Raw genomic sequence first — 25,647 nt, forward strand, 5'->3', positions numbered from 1 at the left:
TGTCCTAATTGATGTTAGAGATTCCCTAAAAAATAAGGCCTACAAATTCATAATGAACTTGTAGACCCAAATGTTTATACATATATTGTTTTAATACTCTTGTGTTTAATCATTTCGTTATACACGTTTTGTTGAGAAATGTGGTAGCTATGGTCAAAATCAATCAGACATTGGATTCCTTCATCATATAAAGTTTCAGCCTTTGCAATTGCACGTTCTTTATCTCCCTTGATTAAATATAGATTTCCCTTGTCATTCTTATTATTATTCAATAACGTACGATTAATGTCATCAAGTATATTACCTAAAATGCATATGCCTGGATGACCTTCTAGTTGTTGAGAAACCAATTGTTCTTCAATCGTACTTAAATGACCTATAACAATCTTTTCATTGTAGCAGGAAGCATTAAACACTATTGCAATGGGGTAGTCTTCATTCGTATATGATTCAATTTGTTTAATAATTTGACCTAATCTTTTCACACCCATATAAATAGCTAAAGTGCCTCCATTAATCAAGTTCCTAATATCCGTATCGTGATTAACCGAATCTTTAAAATGACCAGTTGAGAAAGTCACACTCGGTGCGATAGAACGCATCGTTAATCCCATATTCATAGTTGCTACGGCAGCACTTGCTGATGTCACACCAGGGACAATCTCGTAATGAATATGATGATTTTCTAATGTTTGTACTTCTTCTGTAATTCTACCAAAAATCGCAGGATCTCCTCCCTTTAGTCTCACCACACATTGATATTGATTAGCTGCTTCAACAATTTTTTGATTAATCTCCTCTTGTTGAATGTGTTTACAATAAGGTTTCTTTCCCACATTGATCACTTTTGTTTGAGAAGAAGCATACTGTAAGATGAAAGGATTTACGAGACGATCAAATAAAATCACGTCAGCTGATCTAATTAACCGTTCAGCTTTTTTAGTTAATAAGTTTGGATTGCCTGGTCCTGCACCGATTAGATATACTGTGCCAGGATAAGTTATAGACATAAGTAAATATCTCCATCAATAACTTCTACTTCGTATGTCTCTACACATCCTGTATCAGGTTGTTGTACTTCTCCAGTTTTTAAAGCTATTTTTTGATCGTGTAACGGACAGTAAACATAATCACCACTTACAGTCCCTTCAGACAACGGTCCTTCTTTATGTGGACATATATTTCCAATGGCATATAAATCACCATTATCTGTGAGAAAAATACCTATTTCTTTTTCGTTTACAACTACTTTTTTGCCTATTTGAGGAATCATTTCATTCATTGTTGTAACTTTAATCTTTTCTTTAGCTTTCATTCTTACACCTTCTCAACTTCAAAGATTTTTTGTGCTTCTTTATTTTCAACAATAGTTTCCCATGGTTCATTCTCAACAGCTTTTTTGGCTTCCATAATTCTTAAATACAGTTCTTTTTGCTTTTCTTGATTTAATAAGACATTCTTGACATTTTCAAAGCCCATACGTTCTAACCATGGTGCTGTTCTTTCAGCGTAAACACCTGTTTCTCTGTAATACTGCATGAGGGCACCACATAATTGAATCACTTCATCTTCGGTTTCAACTGTCGTTAACAATTTACCTACAGTAACATCAGTACCACCATTACCTCCGATAAATATTTGGTAGCCATTTTCAACAGATATGACGCCAAAATCTTTAACACCAGACTCTACACAACTTCTCGGACAACCTGATACTCCCATTTTAAATTTATGAGGTGTATCAATATATTCAAATGTTTTTTCAAGTCTTATTCCTAGTCGAGTTGTGTATTGTGTACCAAAACGACAAAACTCTTTACCAACGCAACTTTTAACAGAACGCGTCTTTTTACCATAAGCAGAAGCAGAACGCATTCCTAAATCTTTCCAAACTTGTGGTAATTCTTCTTTCTTCAATCCATATAAACCTACACGTTGCGAACCTGTTACTTTAACAAGTGGTACGTTATACTTTTTAGCAACTTCTCCTAATCGAATGAGTTGGTCAGCATCTGTAACACCACCGCGCATTTGAGGAATCACTGAGAAAGTACCATCATTTTGTATATTTGCATGATATCTTTCATTAGCGAAGCGAGAATCTTTTTCGTCTCGATGTTCAAAAGGATAAACCATATTTAAATAATAATTAATTGCAGGTCGACATTTAGGACAACCATCTTTATCTTTGAAATCAAGAACGTGTCGTACTTCTTTTGATGATTTGAGATTTTTAGCCCTGATTTGAGTTACAATTTGGTCTCTTGTTAAATCAGTACATGGACAAATACCTGTTGGTTTTGCAGCAATAAAGTCGTCACCTAATGTATATTGTAATAACTCACCGATTTGACCTTTACACTTACCACATGAATTACCTGCTTTTGTTGCTTTAGTCACTTCATCTACAGACGTTAAACCTTTACTTGTAATAGCATTGACGATTGTTCCTTTATCAACACCATTACATCCACAAATCGTTTCATCATCAGACATATCAGCAATAGATGTCCCCGCATCTTCATCACCTTTATGCAATAAAGAAACAAGTGTATAATCTTCAAGCGTTTCATGTTTTTTCATCATATTATAAAATCGTGATCCATCATCAGTATCACCATACAAGACAGCACCAACGACTTGATCCTGACTTAAATACACTTTTTTGTAGATATTGTCGACACTATTAAAAATTTCCACACCATGGACATCTTCATCTTCAACAATTTGCCCTGCACTATATAAATCACAACCAGATACTTTAAGTGAAGTGAAAGTAGTAGATCCTTTATAACCTTTTGTTTCTTTACCAGTTAAATAATCTGCTAGCACTTTGCCTTGTTCATAAAGTGGCGCCACCAATCCATAAACTTTCCCATCATGTTCGGCACATTCACCGACTGCATAAATATGAGAATCAGATGTTTGCATATAATCATTTACAACAATACCTCTATTGACATCTAATCCACTATCTTTAGCAACTTCAGTATAAGGTCTGATACCAACAGCCATAACTACTAAATCTGTTTCAATCACCCGACCGTCAGCTAATTTAATAGCTTCAACATCTTTATCACCAATGATTTCTTTAGAATTTGCTTGAAGTTCAATCTTCATACCTTGCTTTTCTAAATCCGCTTTAAGCATTTCTCCGGCTTTACGATCCAATTGCATTTCCATGAGCCAATCAGCTAAATGAAGAACTGTCACTTCCATTCCTTGATCTAGAAGTCCTCTGGCACACTCTAAGCCTAGAAGACCTCCACCAATGACAACTGCGCGTTTTTTCGTTTGGGCAATTTCAATCATTTTATTTGTATCATCAATTGTTCGCCATCCAATGACACTAGGAAGATTTGAACCTGGTATAGGTAATACAAAAGCTTTTGATCCAGTAGCGAAAATACAAATGTCATACTCTACTTCAATACCTTTAGAAGTAGTAACTATTTTGTTTTCTTTATCAACTTTTTCCACTGGATCATTATTTATAAGTTCAATATTATTCTCTTGATACCAATCATAAGGATTCATAATTGTATCTTCGACGGTCATTTTCTTCTGTAAAATATTGGATAACATAATTCTGTTATAGTTCGGATAAGGTTCTTTCCCAATAATAGTAATATCAAATTGTGATTGTGAACGTTCTAAAATCTCTTCTATCGTTCTTAAACCTGCCATACCATTACCAATCATTACAAGTTTTTGTTTTGCCATACTTTAATGCCCCTTTTATCAATATAAATTTTTAATACAAAACACAATGTAACTTTATAAAAGGTCAGAAATTTAATCATTTTGTATTTCTCTTTTCAAGTTCATCTTATAACAAAACTTCAGTTTTTTGTGATGTAATTCACATTTAAAATTAAAATCGGGGATTTCCCTAATGGCATGGATATGGTTTTCTAGGATGAAATTGAGGCCAAAATTAAAATATATTATTAACTATTTTATAATATATGTTGCAATTGAAATTACACTTTACGCTGTCATTTTAAACCACAAACTATTTTATAATGAGCTGCATTCATTATAGAAATAATATCATCAAATATTAAGGGGAATGTAACAATGAATTGTGTTACATTCCCCAACCTTAACGAATCATATCATTTATTTTTTGTAAATTCGTTTAAAATAATTGAAATATATTAAATATCTAACGCTTCAAGTCTTTCTCTAATAATTAATCTTAAAATTGGATCAAAGTTAATCGATGGCGTAATGTGTAATTGACTATGCAATGTCATTTCACCTAAAAGACGTTTTACTTTATTCACCAATCTACCATCAAATAAAAATAATGGGACAATGACTAACTCGTCATATTGCTCTGAGATTTTATCTAAATCATTTTTAAATGCTAATGTCCCATATAAAGCTCTTGCATAAACAGGATGATGACTATCAAGCGTTTTAACAAATGCTTTTAATTCATCATGTGCTTTCGTAAAACGTCCACTTCCATTTCCATGGGCAATTACTATAGTTGCTTTGGTTGAACCTTCACTGACTTTTTCATCAGCAATTCTATTTTCTACTAATGTTTTCATATATGGATGTGTACCAAGAGGCGCACTCATTTTACTATCAATTTGTGGATATCGAGCTTTCATCTCTTTAAGTATTTGTGGAATATCACTGATATAATGCATTGCACTAAAAATGAGTAAAGGTACAATACGAAATTTTGTAATTCCTTGCTTAATCATCTTCTCCATTATGATTTCAAGATTTTGTGTTTCACTTTCTAAAAATGCTAACTCATAATAATATTGCTCATCTTTTAATAAAGTTCCGATAAATTCTTCTAAAGCTTCATTCTGATTTCCTTTTCTCATGCCGTGAGCGACTAGAATATTACCTATCATAATTATCCCACCCTTTTGTATTATCATTATTACGAATAATTAAATCACATTTGTGTACTAATGTATAATGTAGCATCTTAAATAAATATGCTAACATAGTTGTCAAAAATTTTATTTTTTTAATTATAAGTTATATAATAAAATTCGTTGAGAGTTTACAAATATAATCATGCCAAATGTATTTATATTTACTACATAATTACATTTTTAAATATCTCAAATAATTCATATTTAGAGAGGATTTCATTTATGAAAAAATTGATTACTCTTATTGTCATGATATCTTTTGTTTTAGCGAGCTGTGGGGGCACATCAAGTACAGACAAAGACACCCTCAATGTTGAAATACCTTTGAAAACTAAATCAATTGCACCTTACGAAACTGATATCCCAGTTAAAACAGGTGCCTTGGAATCGCTTTTTAAAATGTCGAAGAATGGTAAAGTAAAACCTTTATTAGTCAAAAATTATCATCAAGTATCTGACAATCAACTAGAACTCACTTTAAAAGATAATATTAAATTTCAAAACGGTCATCATTTAACAGGCGAAGCTGTAAAACGCAGTCTCGAAGAAGGAATGAAAAAAAGTGATTTGTTAAAAGGATCACTTCCTATTAAATCAATCAATGCTCATGGACAAAAAGTCACAATCACTACTAAAGAACCTTATCCAGAATTAATGTCTGAACTCGCAAGCCCATTTGCTGCTATTTACGACACAAAAGCTAAAAACAAAGTAACTGATCAACCTGTTGGTACGGGTCCTTATAAAATTGATCAGTATAAACGTTCGCAAAAAATCGTACTAAAACAATTCAAAGACTACTGGCAAGGTACGCCAAAATTAAAAAGAATTAATGTCACTTATCATGAAGATGGTAATACTCGTGTTGATCACTTATTATCAGGCAAATCAGATTTGACTACTGATGTTCCAATTGAACGCGTTGATGATGTAAAAAAATCTAACAAAGCAAACATTCAAAGTACATCAGGCTTTAGAACGCATTTAATGTTATACAATCATGATAGTAAAAAAGTTAATAAAAAAGTAAGAGAAGCACTAGATATGATTATTAATCGAAAAGACATTGCTAAAAATGTTTCTAAAAATTATGCTGAGCCAGCATCAGGTCCTTTTAACCATCGATTAAAATCATTAGAAAAAGAGGAAATTCAATCACAAGACATCAAGCGTGCAAAAGAACTTTTAGCTCAAGAAGGTTATTCCAAATCGCATCCTCTTAAATTAAACATGGTCACATACGATGGCAGACCAGAATTGCCTAAAATTGGACAGGTGATACAATCTGAAGCTAAAAAGGCAAATATTGATATACAATTACGCAATGTAGATGATATCGAAGGATATCTCAAAAACAAACAGAGTTGGGATGTTTCAATGTATAGTTATTTAAGTGTGCCACGTGGTGATACAGGTTATTTCTTTAACACTGCATACTTACCTGATGGAGCATTAAATAAAGGTAATTATAGTAATACTAAAGTCACTCAGTTAATTAAAGAATTAAATACTACTTTCGGTGACAAGCAACGTGGTCAAGTGACTAATGAAATACTAAATGAATCTAAAAAAGATATTCCTAACAGCTATATCACATACAACTCTCAAATAGATGGTGTGAATAATAAAGTAAGACATTTTAATGTTACACCAGAATCTATCTATTTAATTGATTATAAATTAAGTAAAAAAGAATAATAATTGATACGGGAAGCTGGGACATAATTCCTAACAAAATAGCCAGTAAATGAGTTTTTATAAATTCATTTACTGGCTTCTTTATTTACAATACTACGTATTGTTGGCTCGCTTTCTTAGGGGACAGCTTCAGCCTGTAGTCTTCAACTTGTCCTGTTCCCTCAAGAGTCTCGCCAAAATACTTTGTGTTTATATGTCATTTTACATTAAAATACTTTGAAAATAAGGCCTTTCCGTAAAATTTAATAAATACCAATAAACAAAATTAACGAGGTGCCTTATGTATAAAGACTATAACATGACTCAACATACTCTACTAATGGAAACTTCAGTTCTTATCTCCACAAATGATATTTCACGACATGTAAATGATATTGCAGAAACAATTCACTATACTGAATTCGATGAGTTCAGACATCCTCGTGGCTTAATATAAGAAAAGTAACAGCTCAACGAGCTGAAAATCATCAAAAAAATTATAAAAAAGACAATTTCTATATTATTTCAATAGAAATTGTCTTTATTTACTTATCTTGGACCTTTTTGTCCCAGCCTCTTTCTTACAGTATGCTCAGTCAATGACTGAAATAAAAATGTAATTATTCATTTTTGAACTCTAGTATAGAATTCAAAATATAGATTGTTATCAAATATTTTACAAATTATAGAATTGGGGTCATTAAGGACTAAGAATTCTATCTCACTAAATTATCATTCTAGAACACAAAAATATTTCTAAAATGGCGGTCGGCCCAAAATGTCATCATTAAATTGTTCTGGTATTAAAATTTTACGCATTATGACTCCTAAATCACCATCATCATTTTCATGTTTAGCGTATATTTCATAACCCCGCTTTTCGTAAATGTTTAATAACCAAGGGTGCAAACGTGCTGATGTTCCTAAGGTTACCGCAGCAGCTTTTAAAGTATCGCGTAAAAATGTCTCCTCTACATATTTTAAAAGTTGACTCCCATACCCTTGTCCATCATAAGTTGGTCGTGTTGCAAACCACCAAACGAACGGATAACCTGAAATGGGTTTTACACTACTCCATGCATAGCAAACCGTAATCGTTGAAATAATTTCTTTTTCATTTTCAAGTACAAATGTAGTATTTTGTCTTAAATTATCCTTTACCATTTCAAGATCAGCGTGAACTGATGGCCAATCAATACCTAGTTCTCTTAAAGGTGTAAAAGCAATTTGCATGATGCTATGTAATTCTTCAGCATCTTGTTCATGTGCCACTCTAATATTAATATTCGACATATTTTTCACTCCTTAAGTACTGAACATCCACATGAACTATAGATTAAATTTTTTATAAGTGCTCGTCAATAAATGTTTATTATCATTTTTATAAAGTGTCAAGATTCTATTACTGATAAACAAAACCTAGGATATCTGTAAATATCCCAGGTTTTATTAACGTATAGAAGCATAAGACAGAATTCTAAATATACTAACTTTATTTTTTAAATTCTAAAATGGATTTCGAGTTTGAAGTAAGGCAACGTAACTACAGGACTAAAGCCCCACTCATCTTCTCTATTTCATGATTTCATCTCTTTAATCTATATATCATTTCAATGATGCAATAATACTTTGTAATTTAAACACTTTCAACATGAAGCAAGACATCCATTTCTAGCACATGAAGATGTCAATATGATAAAGACTAGTGATTAAATCTCAATTACTTAATAGTTCTCTATGGTTGGAGGCTGTCACGTTTACCGTTCAAATATGCATACACTAATCCAATAAAGATACCTCCACCGATATAGTTTCCAAGGAATGCAAAAACAATATTTTTTAGCACACCCAACCAAGATAATCCATCCATATTAAAGAACATCATACCTGCATATAATCCAGCGTTAAAAACAACGTGTTCGTAACCCATAAATACAAAGACAATCACTCCACAAGCTATAAAGAATGCTTTGGCTAGTCCCTCTTTAAACTGCATTGAAATAAAAATACCGATATTAATAAAGAAATTACAAAATATACCTTTAATCAAAATATTTAACCAAGTCGATTCTACTGTTTTTTTATGTACTAATGCTGTTAAACTATCTGTCATTTCTGGCGTCATAACATGTGCATATTTCATGAGGAAAAATAAAATAAATCCACCTAAGATATTACCTATAAAACAGAAAATAAAAATCCATATCATTTTACTTACACTAATTGCTTTATAATACCAACCAACAGTCAGATACATAAAATTACTAGTTAATAATTCAGAATTGGTTAACACAACTAATACGAGACCTAAACTAAACGCAATAGCTCCCATCAAATTGATTAACCCGTCATTATGCGTTGAAGCGAATTGTGTTTTAATTGCTAACATAAAAACTGTAACTATTGATAATAGAAAACCAGCCATGATAGCTTTCAACGTATATCTCATGGGTGTTTGTTTCGCCATCACTTGTTTGATTTGTGCCTGACCAACGATATTCTGAATAATAGGTTTTGTTGCATAAGTATCTTCAATACTTTTGTTGTTCTTGAACATGTCTTCTCATCCTATCCACATTAATATTTTCACACTTATTATATAAGTAAGAATGACATATGTGTATATTAAATTTTATTTATAGGATATAGAAATTTTCAAAAAAGTTTATATACCTAGCATTTTCAATATTTAAACAATATAACTGAAAACTTTATGACATTTCATCAAAGTGTAATGATTTACTCAAATTTTTTCACGTTTCTTTGGTTAGGTATACGATCGAGGTTTATATCACTTTTGATTTAGTAATTTCTCTAACTGATTAAGTGTTGAATTCATACCTGTTTCTACACCCATGTCTATCGCTTGCTGAGCGGCACTTTCAGTTGGAAAAGTCGATGTCGATGTTACAGTAGTCTTTCCTTTTACTTCTTCAAAATTCAAAGTGATATGCATACCAGGCATACTTGTGTCTTTTTCCCCTTTTGACGTAGCAAAATAGTCTAAATACTCTATATAATATGGTGCATCCACTTGCAGATATTCAGCAATAGTATAACTTGTCATCTGAGGAGCTTGAATAGCATAAAAAGCGTTTCCTCCTTTCGTAGCATTAAAATCATAAACTGTGACAGATGCGTCTTGAGGATGAAACCATTGTTCAAATAGTTCCCGCTTTGTATAAGCATCAAATACCTTATTAATTGGTGCACTAAAAGTTCTAGTAAAAATAATCTTATTTTTCTTTTTTTCTATCGTCATATATGTACCTCACATTTTAAAGAATCGATTGCCTCAATATTAACAAAAATAATACGCTTAAGATAATTTCATTAATTCTAAAATATCGAAGAAATTTCAGGAAAACATCACGCTTAATTTATAGTTCTCGTTGCTAAAAACAAATTAAATATGGTTAATACACACCCATTTTTGAATTAGCAAGTGACTGTCAAAATTAAAAAACACCCGAGACAATGATTAGTCTCAGGCATTTTAAATAAATAAAGATTTATATATATTAACTACTATTACAGATACTTTCACTTTTCGTTTTCTAGCAACATCTCGTAGCTAGAAAAGTCATATGGATCTTCAACCTTGTTATCATTAACAAACGCTGTAGGTGTTTGCTTGATGTGATTTTTCTTCGCAATTTGTTGATCTTCCTTGGCTTTTTTCCACGAGATGGAACCTTTAGTTTTATAATCAGTCTTTATTTTTTTCTTTTTGTCATCACTGATACTTAATTTATCAATTTGCTTATCAACAAGACGTGTTGTAATCCATTGCTTATGTTCATCTTTTTGTTGATTAAACATTAATTTCTGAAATTCAAGTGACTTCTTGGGAGCATAATGATTTACCGCATGCTGCGCTCTTGAACCTACAATTGAATCTTTTCCTAAGAATGCCAAATTCACATATTGATATTTAATTTTGTTTGTATCAATATACTTCTTCTTAAGCTTTGGCATCACGCGATCTTCTGTTTTTTTACAATAAGGGCACTTATAATCACCGTATATTACCACTACAGGTTTGCTATTATTAGAATGCTTTGGAGAGTCCATTGGACCTGAGCAACTGTATAGCAAAACCATACATAAAATCATCAATAATCCGATTAATTTTTTCATCGTTTCTCCTTTTCCTAAAACGATTAATACATATTCTCTTCTTTATAGTCAGGCTCATGAGATTGGTAGTATGCTTTTGCATTAAAGTCTTTATTATAATATGCTTTTTTATCTTTAAATTCATAAGTATAGTAACGCGCTTCAGCATCATCACTAAGTGGTTTATACTCCAATACAACATATTTTCCTTTGTCAAACACATAAATATTGGCATCTTTTTTATCAAAATGTTTAACTTCATCACCTGAATCGTTTTTAGCAATTTTTTGTTGCTTTTTCTCTTGTAGTTTAACCGCTTTATCTATTTTGTCTGCGTACTCGTGACTCATGCAACCTGCTAATAATAAAGTTAGTACACTAACCCCGACTAATAACTTCTTCAACATACTCACTCCTACTCACTCTATCTATATCTATGTCATAGAACTTCAAGTTAATCTCTTTTTACACTTAACATATCAAACGATGTCAATATTTCTTTAGCTCTACGTTTACAATTAGCATGTTATTTAATCTAAGCAATTCTTTCAACTTAAATTTTATCACATTCTCTTTAGAGGTACGATCTTCATTAACTTAATTTTTTATACCTCTTACTTTTTAAATCTATTCTCTTTTAAATAAAACGGCCTCATACGAAAGTATGACACAATTTTTTATGTTATGATGTGTAAGGATGTTTAGGGTTTGGTAATATATATCATGACGATAAAACATGGAAATTGACTTAGAGGTGAAGAAATATAATGAAATTTGTAAATTTAACTTCTGAAGAATTCGAGCAATTTACTTCAGAAAATTTCTCGCATTATACACAATCCAGTATACATTATAATAATAGATCGAAAACAAAAGGTGACGTACATTTAGTGGGAGTTAAAGATGATCAAGAAGATGTCATTGCTGCGTGCTTATTAACAGAGGCACGTTCTTTAAAATTCTTTAAGTATTTTTACACACATAGAGGACCAGTCATGGACTTTAACAATTTAGTTTTAGTTCGCTTCTTTTTTAAATCACTTACTGCTTATTTAAAAAAACACAATTGTTTATATGTACTCGTTGACCCTTATGTATTAGAAAATTTACGTCAACCTAATGGAGAAATCATTGAATCCTTTGATAATCGCGCATTGATTAAAACAATGGAAGAATTAGGTTACAAACACCAAGGATACACTGTAGGTTATGATACAATGAGTCAAATCCGCTGGTTATCAGTACTTAACCTTAAAGATAAATCTGAAGATCAATTATTAAAAGAAATGGATTACCAAACACGTCGAAATATTAAAAAGACTTATGAAATGGGTGTTAAAGTTAAAACATTACCCATTGAAGAAACAAATACATTTTTTGAATTATTCAAAATGGCTGAAGAAAAACATGGCTTTAAATTCCGTGAAGAGCCTTACTTTGTTGAGATGCAAAAAACTTATGAAGATCATGCTATGTTAAAACTTGCTTACATCGATTTACAAGATTATTTAGATACGTTGCAAACTAAACATCAAAACCTTAATCAACAACTAAAAGATGTTGAAAAAACATTAGAAGAAAATCCAAATTCTAAGAAAAATAAAACGAAACATACACAAGTCAAACAACAATTCGATAGTAATGCGCGTAAAATCAGACAAACTAAAGAGAAAATAGCAGAAGAAGGTCAAGTTCTTCATCTTGCTGCAGCATTATATATATATAATGATCACGAAGTGTATTACTTATCAAGTGGCTCTAACCCTAAATATAATGCTTATATGGGAGCATATCGATTACAATGGGATATGATTCAATTTGCAAAAGAACATAATATCGATAGATATAATTTCTACGGTGTTACCGGAGACTTTAGTGAAAATGCTGAAGATGCTGGCGTTCAAAAATTTAAAGAAGGATTTAACGCTAAAATTTATGAATATATTGGTGATTTTATCAAACCAATTAAACCACTATTTTATAAAGTAAAACAAGAATTAGAAAGTCGTAGATAATTATTCATTAGCAAATAGGAATCGAATTCTAATCAATTCGATTCCTTCAACATAGATAAAAAACTAAATATTAATGCACATGAGTTTAAGTCATTGACTTTCTATACACTTAAAGGAGAGGCTGGGACATAATTCCTAGTGAAATAGCCAGTAAATGAGTTTTCATAAATTCATTTACTGGCTTCTTTATTTACAATACTACGTATTGTTGGCTCGCTTTCTTAGGGGACAGATTCAGCCTATAGTCTTCAGCTTGTCCTGTTCCCTCAAGAGTCTCGCCAAAATACTTTGTATTCATATGTAATTTTACATTAAAATACTTTGAAAATAAGGCCCTTCCGTAAAATTTAATAAATAGCAATAAACTAAATTAACGAGGTGCCTTATGTATAAAGATTATAACATGATTCAACATACTCTACCTTCAATTCATATCCCCACAAATAATATTTCACGACATGTAAATGATATTGTAGAAACAATTCCCGATACTGAATTCGATGAATTCAGACATCCCCGTGGCTTAATATAAGAAAAGTAACAGCTCAACGAACTGAAAATAATCAAAAAAATTATAAAAAAGACAATTTCTATATTATTTCAATAGAAATTGTCTTTATTTACTTATCTTGGACCTTTTTGTCCCAGCCTCTCCATTTCTATAATATTACTATTCTATTTTTCATTAATCACATTTAAAAATCGCTGAAGCTCTTCTGTTTTGGGGTGATTAAATATATCTTCAGGCGTACCTTGTTCTGCAATGACGCCCTCATGAATAAAAGCAATTTGATTGGAAACTTCTTTGGCAAAACGCATCTCGTGAGTCACAATGACCATTGTCATACCTTCGTCAGCCAATTCTTTAATGACTTTTAATACATCATTGACCAATTCAGGATCAAGTGCAGATGTTGGCTCATCAAATAACATCACTTTAGGATTCATGGCTAATGCACGTGCAATTGCGACACGTTGTTGTTGCCCACCTGATAAAGCATGTGGCCGTTGATCTTTAACATGTACCAATCCAACCTTAGCCAATAAATTCATTGCTTCTTCATTAGCCGTTGCTTTATTCATCTTTTTAACTGTTATAAGACCTTCCATAACGTTTTCTAATGCAGATTTATGTGGAAATAAATTATAATTTTGAAAAACCATTCCTGATTGTTGTCTTACTTTAATTTGAGATTTCTTATCTTTAGCATTATATGTCATGCCATTGACATACACTGTACCTTCAGTAGGTATCTCTAAAGCATTAATCATTCTAAGTAAAGTCGTTTTACCTGAACCTGAACGTCCAATTAGTGTCACAACTTCACCTTGATTAACTTTCAAATCAATACCTTTAATCACTTCAGTTTCATTAAAAGACTTATGGATATGAGACAATTCAATCATGAGCGATACCCTCTTTCAATGCGTGATTCATACCATCCTTGGATAATTGAGATGACAAAACATACGACCCAATACATTAAAGCTACTAACAAATAAATAGTTAGATACTCATACGTTGTCGAAGCAACTTCTTGTGCCTTTCTAAACATTTCTGCAACAAGAATAAATCCAAGTAATGATGTATCTTTAATTAAACTTAAAAATGTGTTTCCTAGTGCTGGTATAGATACACGAATAGCTTGTGGTAAGATAATACGTTGCACAGTTTGTCTATAGTTCATACCTATAGAATAAGCCGCTTCTGTTTGTCCTTTAGGAATAGACAATATACCTCCTCGTATAATTTCAGAAGCATAAGCACCAACATTTAAAGATAAACCAATGACTGCAGCAATAACAGGTGCAAGTGTCCATTGATTATCAGCATTGTTAGTTACCAATCTTCCAAGCTCCGGTATACCGTAAAAAATAATAAATAACTGTACAATCATAGGTGTACCACGAATAATTGATACATAGACACGCGCAATACCTCTAAGCAATTTACTGGTTGATATACGCATAAGTGCAGTAAACAATGCAATGATTAAACCTAGAATGAAAGTGACCAAAGTAATAGGGATTGAGTATTTCACCAATCCCTCTAACATTGGACCAAATGCTTGTTTGGCTGCATCTAATGCATGTTGTTGTTCATTATTCAGGTTTAGAAACATCTTGACCAAACCATTTCTTACCAATTTTAGCTAATTCACCATTATCTCTAATTTTTTCTAGGCCTTTATTAAATTTCTCAATCGTTTTTTCATCAACCTTCTTAGAGAATGCAAATGCTGATTTATTTTGCTCTGCATGTCCTTTGATTGCTTTAATTTTAGCATTAGGCTTTTGTTTTCTGTAATCTAAGTAAGATAAACTGTCGTTAAATGTACCATCTACACGTTTAGATAATAGTAAGTCCATTGATTGATTAAATCCATCTACCTTAGTAACGTCCGCACCCTTATCTTTAGCCAATTGACCATAATTAGACGTAAACGTTTGTGCTAACTTTTTACCTTTTACATCATTGAATGATGTAATATCTTTTTCATTTTCACGAACAACAAGTACAGCACTTGAATATGTGTAAGGTTCAGAGAATTTATATTTTTTCTCTCTATCTTTATTCACACCCACTTGATTTGCAATAACATCAAAACGACCAGCATCTAATCCTGCAAACATTGAATCCCATGACGTTTCATTAAACTTAAGTTTAAGATTTTCTTCTTTTGCAACTGCTTTAATCACATCAATATCATAACCTGTTAATTGATCATTTTTATTATGGTAAGTAAAGGGCGCATATGTACCTTCAGTACCAACTCTTAACGTATCCTTGTCTTTACTGCTTGATTGATTATCTTTATTGTTAGATGAATTGTTGCCACAGGCTGCTAAAACAAAAACAAGTGCAACAATGCAAAGTAAAAGTCTTTTCATTTAATCAAACCCCTTATTCTTATTATTCTAATCGGAATAAAAATATTTTATCCCGTTATTACATAATAGTCAATAAAGAGTTACTTGCTAATAAGTGTTCAGAAAGTTCAAACTCTATTAACTATTATTTTAAACGATTTACAAATCGTAATAATTACTATTTACAAATAACTTAATTTCTTTCATAATAGTGTTATACAAGGAGGAAGATAAAATGAAACAGAATTTACAAACAGCAAGACGCAACCTCAATAGTCCTAATATCAAAACACGAAAACGTGCTTTAAAAATAATAAAACAGCATCAACGTTCGAAATAAATGTAACATTCGTCAATTATTTTAATTTAATTCGCTCAATAACCTAGGTTTCATAAATTTATCTATAATTTAATTGTTTTAAATATCACTTCACACAAAAAACAAGCCATTCAATGAAATCAATACTGACCATTGAATGGTTTATTTATTATGATATGAAAATATTTTAAACTATATACATCTTGTTATAAATAATATTTATCCTTAACAACTAAATCATCTGTGAGTTCATATACTAGCGGTGCACCCGTTTTAATTTCATATCCGACGATATCTTCTTCTGATAAACCTTCCAAATACTTAATTAATGCGCGAATGGAATTTCCGTGGGCCGAAACAAGTACAGTTTTATCATCTAATAGGTGTTGTGAAATATGATCAGTCCAGAACGGAACAACTCGTTCTAATGTATCTTTCAAACTTTCACAATAAGGCATCATACGGTGATCAATATGTTGATAACGACGATTTTTTAAATATGCTTCTCGTTGTTCTTCACTTTCTCTAGGCGGACGTACATCATATGAGCGTCTCCATTGATGCACCTGATCTTCCCCCCATTTTTTTCTCGCATCATCTTTATTTAAACCTTGTAAACCACCATAATGTCGTTCATTTAAACGCCAACTTTTATAAACAGGAATCCACTGTTGGTCAGAACCTGCTAAAATATATTGTGTTGTTTCTAAAGCTCTAGTGAGTAAAGAGGTAAACGCAATATCAATTTCAATTTGATTGCCGTAAATTTTTTTACCTGCTGATTGCGCCTCTTCAATTCCTTGTTTTGATAGTTTGACATCGGCCCAACCTGTAAATAAATTTTTCGCATTCCATTCACTTTGTCCGTGCCGACATAGTATTAATTTTGGCATAAATCAAAACTTCCTTTCTATAATCTAAATGTAGTTACAATGAATTAACTACAAATCCATTTAAATATCAGTCAATGTAGTAATTCCATTAAAATAGTACAAGTAATAAATTGTTTCTTTTTTTCTCTCCTTATTTTTATTATAGAACTATAATTCTTAATTTCCCAGTAATGATTCTGGTTTAAAATAAAAAAGTCAACCACTACCTTATGGTCAGGTAATTATTGACTTCTTGTATATTTTATTTTACTTCGTCTTTTGTAGTATAGGGTTCTGGATGTACATATACAGACGAAATTCCTTTATTATGCAAATGAATTTCAACTTTATCACAAATCTGATGTGCTTCATAAAGTGAAAGATAAGGATCTACTACAATGGTCACATCAATAAAGATACTACTTCCATGATATCTACCTTTAATATTATTAACATCAATTACATCTTCAACTTCTAATATGTCTAATCTGTATTCTTCTAAATCTTGTTCATTGAAACCATCACTTAGAGTAAAAATCGACTCTTTAAAAATTCCAAAACCTGTATACACGATTAATAAACCTAAAATATTTGCCAATATAATATCGATAATTGGAAATCCAATTTGTGTGAACATTAGACCAATGGCAGTGCCAATACTGACTAAACTATCAGATAAATTATCTTTAGCTGCTGATTTTAATGAGCTACTTTTCGTTCTTTTAGATAATCGATAATTAATAGCAAAGACACATAACATCACAAGTCCACTGATCATACTTATAATAATAGTAATAAAGTTAGGAATATGTGAATCATGTGTAAACAATCTCGGAAAGTTTTCTATAATAACTTGTATTCCCACAAACATGATAATGAATGATACTAGCAATGTGGAAATATTTTCAGATTTTAAGTGCCCATATGGGTGGTTTTGATCAGCAGGTTTAATAGAGATTTTAAGTCCGACAATAACTGCTACTGAAACTAAAATGTCTGTCATGTTATTTAAAGCATCCGCTCTAACTGCCGCCGAATCATAAACATATCCAGTCATATATTTCGCAATAGAAAGTATAATATAGATGACTAAACTAAGAAATGCACCTCGTTGCGCTAACTTCAAATTTTCATTTTGAGTCACCTTCACTTACCACCTTTATTTTTTGCTAATATTAGTATGAATTATCAGTTCCACAATGACAACGTTTTTTTATTTCTACATTTTTTATATTCCCCATCTAATTATTTCATTAGATATCCCTAAAAAAATACTTTCCTTCACTTCATTATTTATTCATTTAAAAATAAGCCTTGTACATATATGAATATGTAAAGACTTATATACATTAAATTTTTCTAAATACGAATTGGTAGATATTTGAAAAAGAAATTCAATTCATCTCAAAGGAAAAAATAGTGCTTATGATTACGTTAAACTTTATCTCTAAGTAACCACTTAGAAAGTATGAATGTCACTGGGATTGTAATGATTAGACCCGCAAAAGGTGCAATTTCCGAAGCGATATTCAACCACTTTACGAATATATATAATAATAACGTTTGCATTCCCATATTAACTATCTGAGTGATAGGAAATCTTAAAAACTTTTCTATTGTAGGTTTTACTTTATATACAAAATAACAATTTAAATAATATGAAATAATAAAACTTACAATAAATCCAGCAATGTGACTAACCATATAATTCACATGTAACACCTTTAACAAAAATAAGTATGTTATATAGTAGTTAAAGGTATTAATTCCACCAACTATGATAAACTTTATAATCTCATAATGTATTCGGGTTAACTTCATAATATTTCCCCTTTGAACAGTTATTGTTTTGTACCATATGGGACTACTTTAAATGTGATGTCTTTGGGCAAATCATAATAGTGTTTGAAATCTTGAAGTTGTTCCTTCGACTTTGGTGTAGTCATATGAGTATATCGCTCAAATGGTAATCTTTCCAATGTTATTTTCTGATGGCGATGATGTTGTGTTATTTGTTCTTTAATGAAGTCTATTCTGTGCACACTACTAATATGTATAAAAGTAAATCCAATCATCATAATGATGCTGATGATAATCGCAAATATTTTAATTATATGTTCAAGTTGTTTAAATAGCACATCACATTGCTGAATTAAACAAAGTAATATCACGATCCATAAAGTATAAATAAAATAAAAATTTCTATAACTTATAGGCGTCACAAATAAAAGTGGCAAAACAGATGAAGCCATAGCTATAAAACTCCCCATCACAATCATTCTTATGTATCTTTGCTGTATCATTTTAAACACAACGTATATCACACTTATCATGTAAATGAAGCAAATCGTTGTATTCAAAACGGCTATAGAAAATGAAGCTTTATATAATTCAAAATGAAATTGATTGTAAACGAAGATCTTATAAACAGGTAAAGTAATTAAACCTAAGAGTAGTGGTATTTTAATATAAACTCTCATATGCTTCAGGCTTTTATTTTGCTTAAGTAAAACTATACTTACTATTGATATCACGGTAAGAATAATCATTTGATTAATAAACATATATTCTGGTACAAGCTTAAATAACGTCACACCTGCTTTATGTATCATTCCATGACTATCGGAAATTGAATAATGCGTATTTAATCCATCCTTAATTAAAAAATAATTGAAGTTTAAAAACATTATAATGTTACCTATACAACTAAGCATAAATCCTACAATTAAGAAATAACTGAGTCTTTTTTTAACAAAGAAATAGACTACCATTCCTATTAAAATAATTAAGCTATTAGCGATGGAAAGATTCTCCAAGAAGAATTGTCCAAACAAACTTACTAATAAAAATACCCATAATTGCATTTCAGAAACTGTATCGTGCGACTCAATCATTTTAACTACAGTAAAAAGAATAAAAAGTGATAGGACTGTAGCAGGTATATAACTAAAAAATCCAGTAAACCACCCGTAAGTTTCGCTATAAATTGTATTAGGTACAGTAACCATTAACACAAAACTCAAAATAAAATAAAAACGATTCGTATGTAATTGAACCATATAAGCAACTAAATAGATAACTAAAAACGAAGTTATCGCATATATTAAAGCTCTTATTATGATATTATGTACGGCAACCCATTCAAATAAATGTCCTAAATAACGACCATTTTCTTGAGTCAAATATTGACTTAGATTAACTTTATATGCATGCCAATCCGTAGTTGATAATGGTGTTAGAATTGCCATTATAAGATAAAAGATAAAAATTCCTATTAACCAAAAAAATGATTCATATTGTTTTAAGTAATTCATTGTTGACCTCTCTGTTCTTCATGATGTAATTCAAAACTAACATTTAAACGATTATCATGTTTATTCTCTTTTTATGTGATTCATTCAATTATCTACTGAAAATATATAGACATTTATTGAAGCTTTAATCATATTAATATATACATATTGCTCATCGTCAATTTTATATTCTTATTATTATACAATTCACGTATGATTTCCATTTTAATTATCAAGATTTCTTTAGTTTAATTTCATTTTTGGATAGAATAAATATAAACCAATTGTTTAGGAAGTGATATAAATGTCACCATATAAAGTTATCATTGCACCTGATTCTTTTAAAGAAAGTATGTCGGCAAAGGAAGCTGCTTTAGCTATTAAAGATGGATTCCAAGAGGTGTTCGATTCCAGTACTATATATGACATTATTCCTATGGCTGATGGTGGCGAGGGAACAACCGAAGTATTGAAAGAAGCCTTAAATGCTACCTCTTATTGCGTAGAAGTAAAAGATCCACTTAATAGAAATATCATGGCTAGTTATGAGAGAAGCAACGAACACCAAACAGCTATCATTGAAATGGCAGCTGCTTCAGGACTAGCATTATTGAGTAAAGATGAAAGAGATCCATCTATTACAACTTCGTACGGTACCGGCCAACTCATTAATGATGCACTTAATCACGATGTTAATAAAATTATTTTAGGAATAGGTGGAAGTGCCACGAATGATGGTGGTGTAGGAATGTTAAAGGCTTTAGGTGTCTCTTTTAAAGATAAAAACAATCAAGAGATTCGCGATGGAGGTTTAGCCCTATCTCAAATAGAATACATTGATATTACTCGTATAAACCCACGATTGAAAGATGTGAATATTAAAGTAGCCTGTGATGTAACTAATCCATTATTAGGAGACAATGGAGCAACTATAGTTTATGGTCCACAAAAAGGCGCTCAGCAAAAGATGATACCAAAGTTGGATTCCGCATTACGTCACTATCATGATAAAATTGAAAGAGAATTAAATATGAATGTAAAAGATATCCCGGGCGCTGGTGCTGCAGGAGGCATGGGAACAGCGTTAATTGCGTTTCTAAACGCTGAATTACGTCCTGGAATTGATGTAGTTCTTGAAGAGACTCAATTTAAACAAAGAATAAAAGATGCGAATTTAGTTGTTACTGGCGAAGGTAAAATGGATAAACAAACAATCTATGGCAAAACACCCATTGGCATAGCTAAAGTTGCAAAATCATATGATATACCCGTCATTGCTATTTGTGGTAGTTTAGGAAAAGATTACGAAGCAATTTATCACCACGGTATCGATAGCGTGTTTAGTATCATGGAACGTCCATGCCACCTTGACGAAGCTTTGAAAGAAGGCGCACTTCATGTTAAACATACAACAACAAATATCGCACGACTTTTACAAGTAAAAATTGAAAACTGATTGAGCGTAATTATTAAATGAGGTGACAATATGAAAAGAACAGATAAATATAGAGATTCATACAAATATGATGACCAATATCAAAATCATCGTAAACGTTCAGAAGAAGATATGTATCGACAACATCAAGAGTCCCAACAGAGAGCAAATTCAAATCGTGCAACACAAAGTGAAAATGATAGAGAGTATGAAAATCATCCTGAACGTTATTACAATGGAAGAGACTATCGACGTGAGCAGCAATTGGAAGAAGAAAATGAAAAATCAAGCAAAACTAAAAAATGGCTGATTGCAATCATAGTTATTTTACTCATTATTGTAGCTATCTTTATCACGCGTGCAATTATCAATCATAATAATGATAAAGTAAGTAATGACCCTAACGTTTCACAAAACTATAAAAAGGAAGTTGAAAATCAAAACGACGACATTAATCGACAAGTTGATTCAGCCAAAAGCGATATAAAAAATAAAAAGGACACCCAATCCCAAATTGATAAACTACAAAATCAAATTGATCAATTAAAACAAAATGAAGAAACTAATGCGGATTCTAAATTCACAAAATTTTATCAAAACCAAATCGACAAACTGAAAAATGCAAATAACGCTCAACTTAATAACGAAAATCAAAGTAAAGTTAACAACATGCTTGAAGACATCAATACAAAATTTGATAGTATTAAAGCTAAACTAGAAAATATCTTGAATGGATCAAATTCAGGAAACTAAAGGCATGAGACTTCAAACTAAATATCTACAAACCCTTAAGAATCTGAGACATAAATGCTTGTCTCGGGTTCTTTTTTATCAAAGACAGTCGGTGATTGAATGACGTATATACATATTTACCATTTTTTCATTGATCAACATTACGTTGACAAAACTATCAATGCCTATTTGATAATACTCTTCTTTTTTTATTTGTGTAAGCTGATTACTTTTTTATGTAAAACGTATATAATAGATGCTATAACTTTTCTAGGAGAATAATGATGATGACTACAAGTTCCAAACACTTATCTAAAATATTAATCGTTATACTTGGCGTTATGACTGCATTTGGTCCTTTGACTATTGATATGTACGGACCATCTTTACCTAAAGTTCAGCATGCGTTTGGTTCATCAATTTCAGAAATACAACTTACATTATCCTTTGCTATGATAGGTTTAGCTATTGGTCAATTTGTGTTCGGGCCACTATCAGATGTATTAGGTCGTAAAAAAATGGCACTCATTTTATTGATTGGATATTTAATAGCCTCATTATTATCAGTTTTTACAGTTCATTTAACAATATTTTTAATTATCCGTTTAATTCAAGGTTTAGCAGGAGGTGGTGCAATCGTCATAGCCAAAGCTTCTATTGGAGATAACTATGACGGAGACGAATTAGCAAAATTTTTAACTTCTCTTATGGTCATAAACGGTATAATCACCATCATTGCTCCACTGTTAGGTGGCCTCGCTTTATCTATTGCAAGTTGGAGAATGATTTTTATATTTTTAACAATCATTACCTTAATAGTCATCTTAGGCATCTTATTAAAGATGCCAGTTGGGCTCCATCAAGAACAATCTCAGTTAAATTTTAAAGCAATATTTAAAGATTTTGGTCTGTTATTAACAAAACCCACCTTCGTTATTCCGATGTTATTGCAAGGATTAACTTATGTCATGTTATTCAGTTATTCGTCAGCCGCACCTTTTATTTCACAAAAGATGTATCATATGACACCACTTCAATACAGTGCAATGTTTGCTATTAATGGAGTGGGTTTGATAGTCGTCAGTCAGATAACCGCTATTATAGTAGAAAAGGTAAGCCGATATGCGATGCTCATATATTTAACAATCATTCAAATGTCAGGTGTTGTAATTTTAATATTTACTTTAACATTACATCTTCCATTGTATGTTTTACTTATTGGCTTTTTTATTAATATATGTCCAGTCACTTCTATAGCACCACTTTGTTTTTCTATGGCAATGGCTGAACGCACAGGTGGAAGTGGCAATGCTTCAAGTTTACTTGGCCTATTCCAATTTATTTTAGGAGGCCTCATTTCTCCCCTAGTTGGTTTGAACGGTCAACATGATATGTCCCCGTATCTAATTATTATTAGTGCGACAGCTGTTTTACTTATTGCACTACAAATTATTTATTTCAAATTATTTATGAAAAACACATAGTTATTCGTAAACCAAAATATAGGAGTGAACTGACAATGTAGTATAATTAAGTTCCACTCCTATTTTCTATTTTAATAGGACCCATAGACTTATGATTCTAAATTTACATTTTGTAATGTTTAAATGAGCACTCCTATTTTCACTTCAATTTTCATTCCCTTGACAATTTTAATACTAATTCTTCCCTTTCTACTCTGAATATCTGATGAAAACGCTCATTTCAAGTTTGTCTAAATCAATTTTGTATACTAAATAAATCGCACGTTATATAATATAATTTATCAAAGTTATTAGAGGATACATATTATGAAGATAATTTTACCAGTAAAGCCTATAAGTCAGCTATTCCCTATCCCTTTTGTAATGGGGTGTGAGGGAGTGTCCGCAGCGATGCTATTACAATTTAATCATTACGATATTAAAGCAACACAAATTATGAGTCATTGGCCTAAACATCCAACCAATCCCTACAAAGGCTATGTTGGTCATCCTTTGTTAGTTAAATTTGGCCATCATCAAACAATATTTCCTGATGCTTTTGCGCCATTTCTTAAACAATATGATTCTCGAATTGTAGATGGTACAGGTACATCATTAAATCAACTTGAAAAATTTATCGACAAAGGTCAGCCGGCGATCATTTATCATACTAGTTTGGGTTCTAAACCGCTTCGACGTGTATTTCATTTCGACAATCAACCAACAAAACTAGTCTCAAATATTCACGTTACTTTATTGATAGGGTATGATGATGACTATTATTATTATATTGATCCGTTATGGAGTCGTTTATCAAAATTTGTTATTTTCCCATCTATTATTCCTAACTCTAAACAAATCATTAAAATTAAAAAGCACACTTTGGAAAATAGTTATAATGCCCCAGGAAAAAAATGCATATATATCGATAATTAATAATAAAGCCTCTAGAGACTGTTTAAATTCAGTTTCTAGAGGCTTTATTAAATAAGTTGATACTAAATATCAAAATCGACTAAAGCATGATTTATTTCATATGCTATATCATCTGTCATCCATTGTCTTTGATATCCTAAGCACGGACATATATATAATATGTTATTTTCAACAAGTTTTTTTCTAAAATGAACATGCCCCATTATACTAAATCGAATAGGGTAATTTCTATAAATAGTATCAAAATCATGAGTACCAATAAATGCATTAAAAAAGTCAAAAATACGATGAGACGTTGGTACTACGAATTGAGGATGTGTTACAACGTGCGTAACTAAAATAATTTGACGTGGGCTTACATTGTTAATGTCTTTTTCCACCTCTTGAGCAGCTAAAAGGGATAGTTGCGGGTCTGATAATGACCAATCTGTTCTTACTTTATCTTGCCAAGTTGCACCATAATGTTTACCACTTGCTATTTTTTGCTGAGAAAAACGATGATCTGCATAGCTATAATCATACCAACCGACATGGCCTACAATTGCATATTGATCATTAATAATGATTGGATTGCCGATCAAGCATTCCTCTTTTGAGCGAAAGAATGATAGTATTTCTGTTGAAGTTTTATCTGCTTGGTCAGACCATAAATCATGGTTTCCCGGAACAAAATAAGTAGGTATCCCGCTTAATTCTTGAATGCTTTGAATAAAATCGTAACTTATCCTATAGTCATTAGATATATCCCCTGCTATGATAAGTAACTCAATAGACCTTTGTTTAATCACCTGACAAAGCTTTTCTAAATATATTTCAGGATTTAAGTGTGGATGACGGTCAATGTGTAGGTCAGAAATAGTACCTATTTTCATCTTCTCAATCCTCATTTCTCTTTATAATAACTTACATTATTACACAGAGATAAATGAAAGTTAATTCATGTGATTATTTATCATTATACTTGCTATTTGTAAAATAATGTCTATAATTAAGCATAATTTTTAATAT

The 25,647-nt window shown here is 31.3% G+C and carries 26 protein-coding genes; 9 read left to right on the forward strand and 17 right to left on the reverse strand.

Annotation, left to right across the window (positions count from 1 at the left end; genetic code table 11):
* Positions 1 to 74 precede the first annotated feature (74 nt).
* From cobA to AC1Q7N_RS04010, 4 genes are all read right to left on the reverse strand, one after another.
* Positions 75 to 1,010: a uroporphyrinogen-III C-methyltransferase gene (gene cobA, locus AC1Q7N_RS03995; RefSeq protein WP_002438313.1), complete on the reverse strand. Its 936-nt coding sequence runs from the start codon at positions 1,008 to 1,010 to the stop codon at positions 75 to 77.
* On the reverse strand, positions 1,001 to 1,315 hold the full coding sequence (gene nirD, locus AC1Q7N_RS04000; RefSeq protein WP_002438311.1) for a nitrite reductase small subunit NirD: 315 nt from the start codon (positions 1,313 to 1,315) through the stop codon (positions 1,001 to 1,003). Before nirD ends, cobA begins: the two co-directional genes overlap by 10 nt.
* Before the next feature lie 2 nt (positions 1,316 to 1,317).
* On the reverse strand, positions 1,318 to 3,723 hold the full coding sequence (nirB, locus tag AC1Q7N_RS04005) for a nitrite reductase large subunit NirB (RefSeq protein ID WP_145376298.1): 2,406 nt from the start codon (positions 3,721 to 3,723) through the stop codon (positions 1,318 to 1,320).
* A gap of 437 nt (positions 3,724 to 4,160) precedes the next feature.
* Positions 4,161 to 4,880 (reverse strand): sirohydrochlorin chelatase, encoded by a 720-nt coding sequence (locus tag AC1Q7N_RS04010; protein ID WP_002456056.1) that lies wholly within the window; start codon positions 4,878 to 4,880, stop codon positions 4,161 to 4,163.
* Positions 4,881 to 5,129: 249 nt separating this feature from the next.
* Here AC1Q7N_RS04010 and nikA point away from each other — a divergent pair, with 249 nt between their 5' ends.
* Together nikA and AC1Q7N_RS04020 are read left to right on the forward strand one after the other, a co-directional pair.
* A complete protein-coding gene (nikA, locus tag AC1Q7N_RS04015; protein ID WP_145376300.1) occupies positions 5,130 to 6,605 on the forward strand; it encodes a nickel ABC transporter substrate-binding protein in 1,476 nt (491 codons plus the stop codon).
* 280 nt (positions 6,606 to 6,885) lie between these two features.
* Entirely contained in the window at positions 6,886 to 7,041 is a 156-nt protein-coding gene (locus AC1Q7N_RS04020; RefSeq protein WP_001831613.1) for a hypothetical protein, read from the forward strand.
* Positions 7,042 to 7,340: 299 nt separating this feature from the next.
* On the opposite strand, the gene AC1Q7N_RS04025 is transcribed toward AC1Q7N_RS04020, so the two are convergent.
* The 5 genes from AC1Q7N_RS04025 to AC1Q7N_RS04045 form a co-directional block, all read right to left on the reverse strand.
* Complete coding sequence (locus AC1Q7N_RS04025; protein ID WP_002438301.1) at positions 7,341 to 7,877, reverse strand: GNAT family N-acetyltransferase; 537 nt, start codon at positions 7,875 to 7,877, stop codon at positions 7,341 to 7,343.
* Positions 7,878 to 8,319: 442 nt separating this feature from the next.
* A complete protein-coding gene (locus AC1Q7N_RS04030) occupies positions 8,320 to 9,141 on the reverse strand; it encodes a formate/nitrite transporter family protein (protein WP_002438299.1) in 822 nt (273 codons plus the stop codon).
* 234 nt (positions 9,142 to 9,375) lie between these two features.
* Positions 9,376 to 9,846 carry an SRPBCC family protein gene (locus AC1Q7N_RS04035; protein WP_002438297.1) on the reverse strand — a complete coding sequence of 157 codons (471 nt, stop codon included), beginning with the start codon at positions 9,844 to 9,846 and terminating at the stop codon, positions 9,376 to 9,378.
* Between the two features lie 281 nt (positions 9,847 to 10,127).
* Positions 10,128 to 10,724, reverse strand: coding sequence for a DsbA family protein (locus tag AC1Q7N_RS04040; RefSeq protein ID WP_002438295.1), 597 nt, complete (start codon positions 10,722 to 10,724; stop codon positions 10,128 to 10,130).
* 23 nt (positions 10,725 to 10,747) lie between these two features.
* A complete protein-coding gene (locus AC1Q7N_RS04045; RefSeq protein ID WP_001831622.1) occupies positions 10,748 to 11,110 on the reverse strand; it encodes a DUF4467 domain-containing protein in 363 nt (120 codons plus the stop codon).
* Positions 11,111 to 11,470: 360 nt separating this feature from the next.
* Here AC1Q7N_RS04045 and AC1Q7N_RS04050 point away from each other — a divergent pair, with 360 nt between their 5' ends.
* Positions 11,471 to 12,718 (forward strand): aminoacyltransferase, encoded by a 1,248-nt coding sequence (locus AC1Q7N_RS04050; protein WP_002438293.1) that lies wholly within the window; start codon positions 11,471 to 11,473, stop codon positions 12,716 to 12,718.
* A gap of 385 nt (positions 12,719 to 13,103) precedes the next feature.
* Positions 13,104 to 13,250, forward strand: a complete 147-nt coding sequence (locus AC1Q7N_RS04055; RefSeq protein WP_001831527.1) for a hypothetical protein — start codon at positions 13,104 to 13,106, stop codon at positions 13,248 to 13,250.
* A 143-nt stretch (positions 13,251 to 13,393) separates the two neighbouring features.
* Here AC1Q7N_RS04055 and AC1Q7N_RS04060 read toward each other — a convergent pair whose 3' ends face one another.
* Genes AC1Q7N_RS04060 through AC1Q7N_RS04070 form a run of 3 tightly spaced genes read right to left on the reverse strand, consistent with a single transcriptional unit; the run spans position 13,394 to position 15,610 of the window.
* Entirely contained in the window at positions 13,394 to 14,125 is a 732-nt protein-coding gene (locus AC1Q7N_RS04060; protein WP_001831593.1) for an amino acid ABC transporter ATP-binding protein, read from the reverse strand.
* Positions 14,122 to 14,841 (reverse strand): amino acid ABC transporter permease, encoded by a 720-nt coding sequence (locus AC1Q7N_RS04065; RefSeq protein WP_001831576.1) that lies wholly within the window; start codon positions 14,839 to 14,841, stop codon positions 14,122 to 14,124. Before AC1Q7N_RS04065 ends, AC1Q7N_RS04060 begins: the two co-directional genes overlap by 4 nt.
* The gene (locus AC1Q7N_RS04070; protein ID WP_002438286.1) at positions 14,822 to 15,610 is read right to left on the reverse strand and encodes a transporter substrate-binding domain-containing protein; all 789 of its coding nucleotides are present in this window, start codon (positions 15,608 to 15,610) and stop codon (positions 14,822 to 14,824) included. The genes AC1Q7N_RS04065 and AC1Q7N_RS04070 overlap by 20 nt, the downstream gene beginning before the upstream one ends.
* Positions 15,611 to 15,824: 214 nt before the next feature.
* Between AC1Q7N_RS04070 and AC1Q7N_RS04075 the strand changes: the two genes are divergently transcribed.
* The gene (locus tag AC1Q7N_RS04075) at positions 15,825 to 15,929 is read left to right on the forward strand and encodes a putative metal homeostasis protein (RefSeq protein ID WP_002438284.1); all 105 of its coding nucleotides are present in this window, start codon (positions 15,825 to 15,827) and stop codon (positions 15,927 to 15,929) included.
* Between the two features lie 185 nt (positions 15,930 to 16,114).
* Here AC1Q7N_RS04075 and AC1Q7N_RS04080 read toward each other — a convergent pair whose 3' ends face one another.
* From AC1Q7N_RS04080 to AC1Q7N_RS04095, 4 genes are all read right to left on the reverse strand, one after another.
* Positions 16,115 to 16,801: a 2,3-diphosphoglycerate-dependent phosphoglycerate mutase gene (locus tag AC1Q7N_RS04080; protein ID WP_002438282.1), complete on the reverse strand. Its 687-nt coding sequence runs from the start codon at positions 16,799 to 16,801 to the stop codon at positions 16,115 to 16,117.
* Positions 16,802 to 17,042: 241 nt separating this feature from the next.
* A complete protein-coding gene (locus AC1Q7N_RS04085) occupies positions 17,043 to 17,924 on the reverse strand; it encodes a cation diffusion facilitator family transporter (protein WP_002456052.1) in 882 nt (293 codons plus the stop codon).
* Positions 17,925 to 18,214: 290 nt separating this feature from the next.
* Entirely contained in the window at positions 18,215 to 18,601 is a 387-nt protein-coding gene (locus AC1Q7N_RS04090) for a GtrA family protein (RefSeq protein WP_002456051.1), read from the reverse strand.
* Between the two features lie 20 nt (positions 18,602 to 18,621).
* The gene (locus tag AC1Q7N_RS04095; RefSeq protein WP_002438276.1) at positions 18,622 to 20,094 is read right to left on the reverse strand and encodes a hypothetical protein; all 1,473 of its coding nucleotides are present in this window, start codon (positions 20,092 to 20,094) and stop codon (positions 18,622 to 18,624) included.
* 283 nt (positions 20,095 to 20,377) lie between these two features.
* On the opposite strand from AC1Q7N_RS04095, the gene AC1Q7N_RS04100 reads away from it, so the two are divergent.
* The 4 genes from AC1Q7N_RS04100 to AC1Q7N_RS04115 all read left to right on the forward strand — a co-directional run bounded on the left by AC1Q7N_RS04100 (position 20,378) and on the right by AC1Q7N_RS04115 (position 24,639).
* Positions 20,378 to 21,529 carry a glycerate kinase gene (locus tag AC1Q7N_RS04100; protein WP_010959274.1) on the forward strand — a complete coding sequence of 384 codons (1,152 nt, stop codon included), beginning with the start codon at positions 20,378 to 20,380 and terminating at the stop codon, positions 21,527 to 21,529.
* A gap of 30 nt (positions 21,530 to 21,559) precedes the next feature.
* Positions 21,560 to 22,261, forward strand: coding sequence for a membrane protein (locus AC1Q7N_RS04105; protein ID WP_001831448.1), 702 nt, complete (start codon positions 21,560 to 21,562; stop codon positions 22,259 to 22,261).
* A gap of 263 nt (positions 22,262 to 22,524) precedes the next feature.
* Complete coding sequence (gene tcaB, locus AC1Q7N_RS04110; RefSeq protein ID WP_010959275.1) at positions 22,525 to 23,724, forward strand: putative multidrug effflux MFS transporter TcaB; 1,200 nt, start codon at positions 22,525 to 22,527, stop codon at positions 23,722 to 23,724.
* Between the two features lie 306 nt (positions 23,725 to 24,030).
* The gene (locus tag AC1Q7N_RS04115; protein ID WP_079993579.1) at positions 24,031 to 24,639 is read left to right on the forward strand and encodes a C39 family peptidase; all 609 of its coding nucleotides are present in this window, start codon (positions 24,031 to 24,033) and stop codon (positions 24,637 to 24,639) included.
* A 62-nt stretch (positions 24,640 to 24,701) separates the two neighbouring features.
* Here AC1Q7N_RS04115 and AC1Q7N_RS04120 read toward each other — a convergent pair whose 3' ends face one another.
* Entirely contained in the window at positions 24,702 to 25,511 is an 810-nt protein-coding gene (locus AC1Q7N_RS04120; RefSeq protein WP_002494500.1) for a metallophosphoesterase, read from the reverse strand.
* Positions 25,512 to 25,647 lie beyond the last annotated feature (136 nt).

Source organism: Staphylococcus sp. GW823-FHT05F06 (assembly GCF_058795495.1).